11 protein-coding genes and 1 pseudogene are annotated in these 12429 nt (G+C 39.1%); 2 read left to right on the forward strand and 10 right to left on the reverse strand.

What is annotated here, in order from left to right; all coding sequences use genetic code 11:
• Positions 1-22: 22 nt before the first annotated feature.
• Both ppa and TOL5_RS20475 read right to left on the reverse strand, forming a co-directional pair.
• Positions 23-547 (reverse strand): inorganic diphosphatase, encoded by a 525-nt coding sequence (ppa, locus tag TOL5_RS20470; protein WP_004825594.1) that lies wholly within the window; start codon positions 545-547, stop codon positions 23-25.
• A 121-nt stretch (positions 548-668) separates the two neighbouring features.
• The gene (locus tag TOL5_RS20475; RefSeq protein WP_004825596.1) at positions 669-1067 is read right to left on the reverse strand and encodes an MAPEG family protein; all 399 of its coding nucleotides are present in this window, start codon (positions 1065-1067) and stop codon (positions 669-671) included.
• Between the two features lie 67 nt (positions 1068-1134).
• On the opposite strand from TOL5_RS20475, the gene TOL5_RS20480 reads away from it, so the two are divergent.
• Positions 1135-1563: a hypothetical protein gene (locus TOL5_RS20480; protein WP_227543966.1), complete on the forward strand. Its 429-nt coding sequence runs from the start codon at positions 1135-1137 to the stop codon at positions 1561-1563.
• Between the two features lie 76 nt (positions 1564-1639).
• Here the strand turns inward: TOL5_RS20480 and TOL5_RS20485 are convergent, their stop codons facing one another.
• The 8 genes and pseudogenes from TOL5_RS20485 to TOL5_RS20515 all read right to left on the reverse strand — a co-directional run bounded on the left by TOL5_RS20485 (position 1640) and on the right by TOL5_RS20515 (position 11242).
• A complete protein-coding gene (locus TOL5_RS20485) occupies positions 1640-3313 on the reverse strand; it encodes a long-chain-fatty-acid--CoA ligase (RefSeq protein ID WP_005034492.1) in 1674 nt (557 codons plus the stop codon).
• A gap of 149 nt (positions 3314-3462) precedes the next feature.
• A complete protein-coding gene (parC, locus tag TOL5_RS20490) occupies positions 3463-5682 on the reverse strand; it encodes a DNA topoisomerase IV subunit A (RefSeq protein ID WP_009584021.1) in 2220 nt (739 codons plus the stop codon).
• Between the two features lie 247 nt (positions 5683-5929).
• A complete protein-coding gene (locus TOL5_RS20495) occupies positions 5930-6148 on the reverse strand; it encodes a hypothetical protein (RefSeq protein WP_227543967.1) in 219 nt (72 codons plus the stop codon).
• A gap of 265 nt (positions 6149-6413) precedes the next feature.
• Positions 6414-7733 (reverse strand): MFS transporter, encoded by a 1320-nt coding sequence (locus TOL5_RS20500; protein ID WP_121774161.1) that lies wholly within the window; start codon positions 7731-7733, stop codon positions 6414-6416.
• A gap of 48 nt (positions 7734-7781) precedes the next feature.
• Positions 7782-7940 (reverse strand): annotated as a pseudogene (locus tag TOL5_RS22575) (N-acetyltransferase); the annotation flags it as partial.
• Positions 7941-8095: 155 nt separating this feature from the next.
• Positions 8096-8740, reverse strand: coding sequence for a trimeric intracellular cation channel family protein (locus TOL5_RS20505; RefSeq protein WP_009583997.1), 645 nt, complete (start codon positions 8738-8740; stop codon positions 8096-8098).
• 61 nt (positions 8741-8801) lie between these two features.
• The gene (locus tag TOL5_RS20510; RefSeq protein ID WP_009583990.1) at positions 8802-9269 is read right to left on the reverse strand and encodes a YchJ family protein; all 468 of its coding nucleotides are present in this window, start codon (positions 9267-9269) and stop codon (positions 8802-8804) included.
• A gap of 392 nt (positions 9270-9661) precedes the next feature.
• On the reverse strand, positions 9662-11242 hold the full coding sequence (locus tag TOL5_RS20515; RefSeq protein WP_004825615.1) for a TerC family protein: 1581 nt from the start codon (positions 11240-11242) through the stop codon (positions 9662-9664).
• 437 nt (positions 11243-11679) lie between these two features.
• On the opposite strand from TOL5_RS20515, the gene TOL5_RS20520 reads away from it, so the two are divergent.
• Positions 11680-12315, forward strand: a complete 636-nt coding sequence (locus TOL5_RS20520; RefSeq protein WP_004825617.1) for a TIGR00730 family Rossman fold protein — start codon at positions 11680-11682, stop codon at positions 12313-12315.
• Positions 12316-12429: the final 114 nt, after the last annotated feature.

Genomic DNA, 12429 nt, shown 5'->3' on the forward strand with positions numbered 1-12429 from the left:
TCAAACCGCATTTCTATCTGGCTTATTTGGCTGCTTCGATTGCTTTTAATACTTCAGCTTTAGCAACTTCAGAACCTTCCCAACCTGTCAATTTAACCCATTTCCCAGGCTCTAAATCTTTGTAATGTGCAAAGAAGTGTTCAATTTGATTCAACAACAAAGCTGGAAGATCTGAATATTCTTTCACATCTTTATAAAGCGGTGTTAATTTGTCGTGTGGTACAGCGATAAGTTTCGCATCGATACCACCGTCATCTTCCATGTTTAATTTACCCACTGGACGACAACGAATCACTGAACCATGTACCAATGGATGTGGTGTAACGACCAATACGTCTAATGGATCACCATCTTCAGACAAGGTATTTGGAACATAACCGTAGTTCGCTGGGTAGAACATTGCAGTACCCATGAAACGGTCAACAAATAAAGCATCTGAATCTTTATCTACTTCATATTTAATTGGTGCAGCATTGGCTGGGATTTCGATGATTACATAGATGTCATTAGGTGCATCTTTACCAGCAGGAATATTGCTATAGCTCATAGGATACTCTTTGAAGTGAGGTCTTATAAAAAATCTTGACGATTATAACGCTAAAATACGCGAACAGCTGCGGATTATACATTTTGCATCATCAAAATGAATGGATTTCGTCTAAATCCACTCAGACAATTCGAATAATCAATAATAATAAAATGATTGGACAAGCCATCGATAGAAACCAAATGATTGAGCGTAATGCTGAAATATTGGCTAGATAACAAATCCCATAGATAATGCGCAGTACAATATAAGCAATCCCCAACATCATGATCAAATGTTGTGAGACCACCATATACTCAGCCATAAGCACAGCGGCAATAAATAAAGGTAAGCTTTCAAAACTATTTTGTTGTACCGCATTGGCGCGTGCCGACAAGCCTGTGCTTTTGGCTAAAAAGTCACGAGGATTCTGGTTATCTGCGAGTTTAAATCCCCCAGATACTTTCGCAATAATGGTAAAAACATAAGGAAGTAAACAGGCAATTAGAATTAAATATATGATGCCATCTATCCCAGACATGATTTTTTCTCATGAAGTGTTAATGCAGGTTATCATAGCATGGCAATAACAGAATATTTTTTGTTTAATGCAGAGTTTTGCAAAATTGTGTAGTGAGGACAATGTCGTGCAGCCCGACCAAAATGAATTGTTTGAAGTTTTAGAGAAACAACGCCAGCAACATGCCGAGATTGATCGTATTCTTAAAATTGTGCTGCCTATTTTGGCATTTTTATTATGTGTGATTTGTGCCAATTATAACTGGCAGTCAACATTAGGCACGCTTATCATTTTAATTGTGGCTTTTTTTGCGGTTGCGATCAAACGAATGAATCTATATTTGTGGCTTGCGATCATTATCATCTATTGTTTGATTGATATTTATATGAGTTACGGCAGTATTGTTCCTGCTGCTTTAGGTCGTCAAATGGGAACAATGTTGACCTTTACTGCGATTGTAGGTTTAAGCCGTCCCTATATTGATGGTTGGTATAGTCGCTCAAAGCAAAATTTCTGATTCTATCCATCGTTGCACTGTTCTATGTTACAAAAAAAAGCGCCAATCTTGGCGCTTTTTTAATTTGAGTTTTTGCTTATTTACGCAAATCTTTACGTAAGATTTTACCTACATTCGATTTTGGTAAATCATCCATAAACTCCACATAACGTGGGCGTTTATAGCCAGTTAAGTTTTGTTTTGCAAATTCAAGAACTTCTTCAGTTGTTAATGAAGGATCTTTTTTCACAACAAACAGTTTTGGCACTTCACCAGATTTTTCATCAGGTACACCAATCGCTGCAACTTCAAGCACTTTTGGATGCTGCGCAATGACTTCTTCAATTTCAGATGGATAGACATTGAAACCAGACACCAAGATCATATCTTTCTTACGATCTACGATTTTAAAGTAACCACGGGCATCCATGACACCGATATCACCAGTACGGAAATAACCATCAGCTGTCATCACTTTCGCAGTTTCATCAGGACGGTTCCAATAACCTTTCATGACTTGTGGTCCACGAATCGAGATTTCACCTTGTTCACCTTGTGGTAGGTGGTTGCCATCATCATCAAGGATCGCCACATCAGTCAATGGTAATGGAACACCGATTGTACCGCTGAATTCAGTCGTTGCAGGTGGATTAGCTGTTGCAACAGGCGAAGTTTCAGATAGACCATAACCTTCAATAATAATGGTACCCGTCACTTTTTTCCACTCTTCCGCAGTTGAAGGCAATACAGCCATACCACCGCCCATCGCCATTTTTAAATTGCTGAAATCGAGCTGTCTAAATTCTTCGTTATGTACCAATGCATTGAATAATGTATTAACCGCTGGGAAAAAGCCTGGCTGATATTTACGTAATTCTTTAATCACTGCAGGTAAGTCACGTGGGTTAGGAATCAGAATATTTGCTTGACCTTTGTACATACCATAAAGTGCACACACCATAAATGCAAAGATGTGGTAAAGCGGCAATGCACAGAAGATACGGTCATCTTTTGCACCGTCACCCTGACCAAACTTACTTTGGAAAATACCATCACATTGCATTAAGTTTGCAACTAAATTGCGATGAGTCAGTTCAGCACCTTTTGAAACACCTGTAGTACCACCTGTATATTGCAACACAGCAGTATCACTCAACGTCATGTTAGGGCGTTTGTAGTTGCTTGGACTTACTTTTGCCAATGCAGCATTAAATTTGATATGTCCAGGAATGTTCCAATCTGGAATTTGCTTACGTACTTTACGTAATACAAAATTCACTAGAGTACCTTTTAAAGTACCTAGCATGTCACCAACAGAGGCAACAACCACATGTTTTACTGGCGTTTTTCCGATAATTGCTTGGTAAACAGTGGCAAAGTTTTCAACAATAACCAATGCTTCTGCACCTGAGTCATTTAACTGATGCTCTAGTTCACGTGCAGTATAAAGTGGGTTGACATTGACGAGCACTAAACCTGCACGGAATACCGCCAAAGCAACAATAGGATATTGAAGGACATTAGGCATCATTACTGCGACACGTGCGCCTTTTGCCAAACCCAAACTTTGTAAATAAGTTGCAAATTTACGGCTTGCCAATTCAAGATCACTGAATGACATCACCTTATCCATGAAGATAAAGGCATCACGCGAACCAAACTTTTGGAAATTACGCTCAAAAATATCAATAAGAGAAGTATTTTCCTGGGGCAATTCTACAGTCTCTGGAATCCCAGTCTTTTGGTATTCAGCGAACCAAATCTTTTCCATAATGCCATAATCTCCAATCAGTAATCCTTAGTTTTAAACTGTTTTTCTCAATATCGAGCATAATTTTTTGGCTTCTTTGTGCTCAATATTGCATCCATTTCCACGAACACATTGCATATATAACGTATTTCGATCCAAGGATGCTAGTTTTATCTTTGAATCAACAGTTTATTTGCTTTTTGATATCCACGGGGTAAGAGTTGACCTTTCGATGCTCGTTTACCAATATACTTCTGTAAATCATCACCTTTTAGTTTTAATTGTTGCTGTCCTGCAAGCACTTGAATTACATCATCTAAATTCAACGTTAGCATAAACTGAATATATTCATCAGCCTCAAGTTGTATCAACTTGTTTCCCTTTCCTTTATTCAGCGTTGGCAATTCTGACAAATCAATCAAAAGTAAACGTCCTACTGAACTGAGTATAGCCAAATGAGTCTGATTTTCAACGACCTCTATCGGCATAGCTTTCGCATCATCCGCTACAGTCAAGAATGTTTTACCCGCTTTAGCATTTGTATCCAATTGTTTCGCTTGAGATTTAAAACCATAACCTTTTGAACTTACAGCAATAATTTCTTTATCTTCATCCTCTACCAGTACTTGAATAAAGCTCACACCGTTAGCAGGTGACAGTTTTGAACTCAACGGTTCTCCCAAACCACGTGCAGAAGGCAAACTATTTATTGACAAGGCATAACTTCGACCGGTCTCATCCAAAATATACACTTTTTGATTCGACTTACCTTGTGCAGAACTCAAGTACTGATCGCCTGCACGGAAATTCAATTTCTCAACATCAATTTCATGACCTTTGGCTGAACGAATCCAACCTGCTTCTGAAAGAATTACTGTGACAGCTTCAGCAGGCATCAAGTCTTGCTCGCTCATTGCCTGTGATTCTTCACGTTGCACAATTGGTGAACGGCGATCATCACCAAATTTTTTCGCATCATCTTTAAGCTCTTCAATAATCAAAGATTTTAAAGATTCTGGATTTGCCAACTGCTCACGAATCACCGCCGCTCTTGCCTCAAGTTCTTCCTGCTCACGACGCATTTCCATTTCTTCAAGTTTTGCCAAATGACGTAACTTGAGTTCTAAAATCGCTTCAGCCTGTATTTCATCAATATTGAAACGCATCATTAACACAGGTTTTGGCTGATCTTCTTCACGAATGATTTTGATCACTTCATCAATGTTTAAATAAGCAATGATCAAACCACCTAAGATATGCAGGCGCTTTTCAATCTTGTTGAGATGATATTGCAATCGACGTGTGACAGTATGTTTACGAATTTCAATCCATTCTAATAATATTCTGCGGATTGATTTGACTTGTGGACGACCATCAGCTCCGATCATGTTCATATTGACACGATAACTGGATTCTAAGTCTGTAGTCGCAAACAAATGACTCATTACCGCTTCTGCATCAATACGATTTGAGCGTAGTACAATCACTAAACGTGTTGGATTTTTATGATCTGACTCATCACGTAAATCACTCACCAAAGGTAATTTTTTGGCTTGCATCTGATCTGCAATTTGCGTAATAACCTTAGAGCCTGAAACTTGGTAAGGCAGTTCAGTTATGACAATTTCATTTTTTTCAATATGATAAATTGCACGTGTTCGGTAACTTCCACGCCCTGTGGTTTGGAGCTTAAGTAATTCTTCACGTGAGGTAATAATTTCTGCTTTGGTCGGCAAATCAGGTGCAGGAATATATTCTGCAACTTTTTCATCGGTTAAATTAGGATTACGAATTAATGCAATTGTGCCTTTGACCACTTCACGTAAGTTGTGCGGTGGAATATCGGTCGCCATCCCAACAGCAATACCTGTTGTACCATTCAGCAAAATATTTGGTACACGCGCAGGTAAACTCACTGGCTCTTTCATTGAACCATCAAAGTTATCTTGCCAATCACAAGTACCTTGACCTAACTCTGATAATAATAAATCGCTATAAGTTGAAAGTTTAGCTTCGGTATAACGCATTGCTGCGAAAGACTTAGGATCATCAGGTGAACCCCAGTTGCCCTGACCTTCAATGAATGGATAACGATAACTAAATGGCTGAGCCATCAGCACCATAGCTTCATAACATGCAGAGTCACCATGAGGATGATATTTACCCAGTACGTCACCGACTGTACGTGCAGATTTCTTTGGCTTACCACTTGGCTTTAATCCCAACTCGCTCATCGCATAGACGATACGGCGCTGTACAGGTTTTAAACCATCACTGATATGAGGCAGTGCACGATCCATGATCACGTACATGGCATAGTTCAGGTAAGCTTGTTCAGTAAATTCTGCTACGGAACGGTTTTCTGTCGCATGATGCGCAAGGCTTGTCATAACAACCTTTTATCCTAATTAAATTCGTTCTAAATAAATGCTGATGTATCTACATTCTTATGCTAAGTCGCAGTGCCTGACGACACAAGCACAAGTGTACGCCACAACGACAAATTGCGTCTTTCGGTGTTTCTAATGACGTAAAATTATCCACTTTTTGGAAAATGAGCAACTTTTATTTAAATGGTTATTTTAAAATTCGAATATACACTTTATTTCAAACGAAATTTATAAATGCTGAAACTTATTAGAGTGGTCCAATTCGTGCGTTTATAAAATGGATGCTCAAACTCAGCAACCATCCGATCCCATATAAAAACAGCAAAGTAACAGGAACCACTAAGCTATACGCTTCCATCCAAGACAACCGATCCAATAAAGGACCTAACCCTATTACATTAAATGCTGACACTTGAAAACCTATGGGTAATTGTAAGAAAACAAAATTTCCTTTGTTATCAGTCATTGGATCTAATGCAATATAAAGACAAAATGCACTAAGCAAAAGATAAATAATACAGAAGCTTAATCCTATTTTACTTTTCATTATTTCGCCCTCAATTCTTGTTTGATCTAATCCATAATATAGCGATAAATTGTTTGTTTTTTTAATTCAATATACGAAAAATTAAAACGGCTGATCGCTAAGATTAACCCGATATCAGCCATTCTACACTTATTATTTGTTATCGTTTTTTCGGTGCTTTACTTTTAATACTTCTAATCAACGACTATAACCCAATCTCTTCTAAAGTCTTGCCCTTGGTTTCTTCACCCAAGACCAGTACAACAGCTGCTACTGCTAAAAGTACGGCTGTAAACATCATAAAGACTGAACTAAAACCATTGCTTGCTACCATCATATGAGTGACGACCAGTGGTGCAACGATTCCTCCAATACGCCCAATCGCAGATGCCCAACCTGAGCCAAAGGCACGAATATTGGTAGGATACTGTTCAGGCGTATAGGTATATAAAACACCCCATGCACCCAAATTGAAGAAAGACATTAAACAACCCCAAAACATGATCATATTGACTGAGATGGCTTGTCCAAAGAAATACGCAGATACCGCACACATCGCAATAAAGCCTGCCAGCGTAGCTTTACGCCCCAGCTTTTCAACCAGCCAAGCAGCAGCAACATAACCCGGCAGCTGCGCCAAAATCATGCCCAAGACGTATTCAAAGGACTGTACGATGGTATAACCTTGTTTGACCAACAAACTGGGTAACCATGTGAAAATGCCATAATAAGAATAGACGATACCAAACCAAATCAACCACAACATCAAGGTCCGGCGGGCAAAAGCACTCGACCACAGTTGAGTGAAGGAAAGATTTGGCTTGGCGGCAACAGGTTTGACTTCAATCGTAGTGATCACGTCTACACCACATTGTCGTTCAAGTTTTTGTACCAGCGCATGAGCTTCGTCAATGCGACCACGATTAATTAGATAAGGAACAGATTCAGGCACTTTTTTCAAAATCATGAAAACATAAATGGCAGGTAATCCACCAATCAAAAATGCGATATGCCAACCATAATCAGGGATCACAAAGTATGAAATCAAAGCTGCAACTAACCAGCCTAACCCCCAAAAACTTTCAAGCAAAACAATAAACCGACCTCGAACCTGAGCAGGGATATATTCACTGACCAGCGTCACAGCAACAGGCAATTGCCCACCCAGCCCTAATCCGACAATAAAACGGAAAATCAACAGCCATGTCAGATTCGGCGCAAAAGCACATAACGCGGTTGCAACGCTATAGGTCACCAAAGTAATCGCAAAGACTGTTCTTCGACCGATTCGATCAGCCAAGCCACCTGAAAATACAGCACCGATTGCCATTCCGACAAAGCCAATCGAGACCACCCAGCCTTTTTCCGTAGGTGTCATCTGCCATTCTTCTGCCATTTTGGTCAAAATAAATGAAATCAGACCTGTATCCATGGCATCGAACATCCAGCCCAGTCCGATCACCCACAGCAAAGTATAGTGAAACTTCCCAATGGGTAGACGTTGTACACGTGATACTAAATCCATAAGACACTCAACAAATAGGTAAATTGATCGACAAGCGTGGCATACACTTTATTTTTGAAGAATTAAGTTCAGAATTTCTCCCGACAATCCGTCAAAATCTTTAAATTCTTGAGAATGAAAACCATTGTTGATCAAAATTTTTCGAGATGGAATATTTACAGGATCAATAATGGCGATTAAACCCTTTAACTGAGACTGTTTTTTTGCATGACATCAACTTTTCTGACGAGTTGAAAATTTGCTCTAAAATCTAAGGTTGTAAATTTTCCAAGTTTAATCTTTGGGCTGCCTCTATATGACATATACAACCTCAAATTCGGCGATAAATCTTCAAAATACTCTTCTAAATAGCATCACTATATTCAGCTTTCATCTTTAGAGGATGCCGACTGCTCATCATCATCTTTATAAATAAATTTCGGCATTTCTAAACCAAAATAAATGGCAATACAGCGTAGCGCAAAACCAAACACCAATGTCGAAATTACAGTGATTTCTAGAGATAAGCCAAAGTCTATACAGAACCAGTAGAAAATAACAGCAACAAAGGAAATTGATGCATACAACTCTCGACGGAATACCAACGGAACATCATTACACAAAATGTCTCGTAAAATACCGCCTGACACACCTGTCAAAACACCAGCAACTGCTGAAACAACAAAACCATGCCCCATCTGTAACGCAATCTGACAACCAATAATGGTAAAACCAATTAAACCCAAGGCATCTAACAATAAGAAAATGGAATGTAAATGCTTCATCCATTTAGCGATGAGAATTGTGACAAAAGCCGCGCAGCATGTCAGTACAAGATATTCAGGATGTTTCACCCAAGTGAGCGGATAATGTCCCAACAAGACATCACGGACCGAACCACCGCCGAGTGCGGTTACACAGGCAATCAACACTACACCAAACCAGTCCATACTACGTCGTCCTGCTGACAACGCTCCCGTCATGGCTTCTGCTGTAATTGCAATAATATAAATAATGGTCAGTAACATTGCCCTTCATCCACTGATGGGTAAAAGATGCGCGCTATTTTAAGTCAAAACGAGCTAAAAGCTACAAGAATTGCGCACAACATTGCTTAAATTTTTTTGTTGATCCACAAATACAAGGCTGTTTCATTGTAACTTGCTGATCTGTAGTTGGATCTAAAAAATACCACTGATCTACATGATAGACAAAATGTGAAACTTCATGATGAATCTGCGTTTGCTGACCATCATGAAAATGTGCTTTAAACTCAACCTGAGCGTGATTTTTATCCAGCTTTTCTTTGGCTTGAACTACCTCTAATTTGAGCCACTGATTAGACGTACTCCATGCTGCAATCGCCTGTACATCCAATGCTTGCTGCTGCCCCAATGCAGTTGTTGCCACAATATATGCAATCTCTTGTTTGGCAAATGCGCTATAGCGAGATTTCATTAATTGCTCAGCTGTCTGGGCTTTTTTTTGCCCCGAATGTAGTGGCTGACAACATTGACTATATTGCGCCGAACCACAGGGACAGGATAGATTGGACATAGTAAACTCAAAATCTGAATAGGCTTAAATGATAATGCAACCCTACTTAAAATCGAAACTTTTCACAAAAATATAGCGTGATAAAAACAGCTGATTTAAATGATGCAAGTTTTCAAGAATACTCAAGTCATACCACCAGATTATTCATATAAGTCATTTACTTTGAATGATTTATTCCAACTCGACTTTAAACCTTTTATACGAATTTTTAGTGACTGTTTGATGCTTTATTTGTTTTGCTCTTTTAATAAACCGTGGAAGATCTCTCTATCCTAAAGCAACATGAATGTCGCCATTGGCTACGCTACAGCTTATACCGATCATCTGAACAAAAAAATAAGCCAGTTTTTCAACTGGCTTGTTTTCAATATCCTTGCTTTCAATATTAAGGTTTATTCTGAGTCTTTAGATGGCGACAATGCCACAATATGAACTTTTTCAATCTTATGCCCATCCATCGTGACCACTTCAAACTCATAACCATCTGCTTGTAACTTCTGACCATTTTCAGGTAAGCGACCAAGATGGAACAAGATATAACCCGAAAGTGTTGAATATTGCTCTGACTCATCTACCAAGTCTCGACCTAACAGCAATGAAACATGGCGAATATCGGTTGAACCTTCCAACATCAATGAACCATCTTCCAAGCTTTCAGCAGCAGCCTCCAACTCATCTTCATCAGGGAATTCACCTGCAATCGCCTCAAGTACATCAATAGGCGTGGCAATCCCCTCGATTGAACCATATTCATTGAGGACAATCGCCATTTGCAAAGGTGCTTGACGTAGTTGCTCCATCACCATCAACACTTGTGCATTTTCATGAACAATGACAGGTTCACGTAAGTGTTTGTCAAAATTCAAAATACCCGTTTCAATATAATCATTGAGCACTTTATGCGTGAGCACAATACCTGCGATATTGTCTAATTCACCATGCGCTAAGATCAGTCTTGAGTGAGACATTGCCATTAAATTTTCTTTGATGGTGGCTTCGTCTTCATCCAAGTCCAACCATTCTAATTCTGGTCGTGGCGTCATAACTGATTTCACTGGGCGCTCAGATAAACCCAATACACCTTGTACCATGACACTATGGTATGCCCCATTTTCATCATCAAAGATTTCATCGGCTAAAGCTTGTGTTGCAATCACATCATCGGCTTTACCATTTTGACTTTCTGCATTTTTGCCCCCTAACATTTTCAACACTGCTGAAGCCGTACGGAAACGCAAATCTGTGGTTGTGACCATCTTTTCTTGGTTCTTACGCATGGTTTGGTTCATGAACTCAATCAATACCGAGAAACCAATGGCAGCATATAAATAACCTTTCGGAATATGGTATCCAAAGCCCTCAACAATCAATGAAAAACCAATCATCATCAAGAAGCCTAGACATAAAATCACGACAGTCGGATGTTTGTTAACAAAGTCCATTAAAGGTTTAGATGCCCACAGCATAATCCCGACGGCGATCACCACAGCAATCATCATCACTGAAAGCTCTTTCACCATGCCTACCGCAGTAATCACACTGTCTAGTGAGAATACAGCATCAAGAATGACAATCTGAACAATCACCATCCAAAAAGCCGCATGGACTGGATTTTCTTCTTTTAAATCCTGTCCACCTTCAAGGCGTTCATGCAGTTCCATTGTACCTTTAAAAAGCAGGAATACCCCACCAAACAACAGGATAAGGTCACGACCAGAGAAAGGATGGTCGAAAATATGAAATAAAGGTGCGGTGAGCGTAACCACCCAAGCAATGGATGCCAGTAAAACCATACGCATACACAGCGCAAGCAACAAGCCTAAAATCCGTGCTTTATTACGTTGCTCTGGAGGAAGTTTTTCTGCCAAAATTGCAATAAAAACAAGGTTATCAATACCTAGAACTATTTCCAAAACAACCAAAGTCGCCAGACCAACCCACGCCGAAGGATCGGACATCCATTCAAGTATCATTGATCTTGCTCCATTGCAGTTGCGCAATTGATATTTTCAGCATTTGAGAACTGTAAATTTCGAAACAGAGAAGAAAACTTTAGTTTATTTTGAAATATTTTTTTGTCTAAAGATTGTGCATTTTCGGAGCGACTACAACCACTACCCATGATGATTCATTTGTTGATAAACAGGCTTTAATTATAGGCAGTTTTGATAAAAATTTCATCTTATTTGTATGGGATTTTATTTGCTTAGCGCATAAATCGTAACTCACTATATTGTCGTAACGCCAGAGATCGCTCATTTCCATGATTTGCTCACTCTCACCTCAACAGCAACTCTTTAACGATACAAATCATTGCAAAAGTGCCTATAACGCAACATGTTTTTGTCATATTTCTTGCTTAAGGTAGTCGAAATACATAAGAACATGATAAGTTAAGGTGAAAAAATAAATGATGAATAGTGTATTGCCTGTAATGATAAATGAATCGTTAGAATTAGATCAGCAAACTCCTAAAGCAACTCAATGTTTAATTGCACTGTATTGTGGCTCCCGACCTGGAAATAATCCGACTTATAGAGAAAAAGCAATTCAATTGGCTCAAGGCATAGCCGAACATGGTTTTGGTATTGTCTATGGTGGTGCCAGTATTGGTTTGATGGGACAAGTTGCAGATACCGTGACTGAACATGGTGGTGATGTGGTAGGCGTGATCCCTGAATTTATGCTGGATTATGAAATTGCACATAATCAACTGACTGAACTACACATTGTACAAAGTATGCATGAACGAAAAGCCATGATGGCAGATCGTGCCAGTGCCTTTGTTGCTCTTCCAGGTGGTTTTGGAACCTTTGAAGAAATCTTAGAAGTCGCCACATGGGGACAACTCAATCAACATCAAAAACCCATGATGTTATATAACGTGAATGGATTTTATGACCATTTGATTGCCCAGTTAGATCATGCTGTTGTTGAAGGCTTTTTACCACCACAACATCGTGCCAAACTGATTGTGTGTAACCATGCTGATCAAATCTATAATGCAATTAAAAACTTAGAAGCGCCTAAACAATTCGTCGTCTAAGCTTTATATCGTCAATCGATGGAATGAAAATGAATAAGATGAATTTTCAAAAACTCATCTTATTCAGTCTGATAGGGTTCAACTTTTGATCAATCTATTCAAATTAGATCAATA

Origin of the sequence: Acinetobacter sp. Tol 5, from assembly GCF_019702905.1 — a bacterium.
GTDB lineage: Bacteria > Pseudomonadota > Gammaproteobacteria > Pseudomonadales > Moraxellaceae > Acinetobacter > Acinetobacter bereziniae.